Source organism: Planomonospora algeriensis, assembly GCF_977012225.1.
On record NZ_CDRNDK010001209.1, the window covers coordinates 1 to 205 of the forward strand.

Consider the following 205-nt stretch of genomic DNA (forward strand, 5'->3'; position numbering starts at 1 on the left):
GCGGTCAACCAGGACGGGGCGAGCAACGGGCTGACGGCGCCGAACGGTCCGTCGCAGCAGCGGGTGATCCGGCAGGCGCTGGCGAACGCGAATCTCTCGCCGGCGGATGTCGACGTGGTGGAGGCGCACGGGACCGGGACCGTGCTGGGTGACCCGATCGAGGCGCAGGCGCTGATCGCGACCTATGGCCGGGAGCGGTCTGAGG

1 protein-coding gene is annotated in these 205 nt (G+C 72.2%); it reads left to right on the top strand.

The window, feature by feature from the left end; all coding sequences use genetic code 11:
- On the top strand, nucleotides 1-205 hold a 205-nt coding region (locus ACWJ6R_RS38455), incomplete at both ends, for a hypothetical protein (protein ID WP_449066865.1).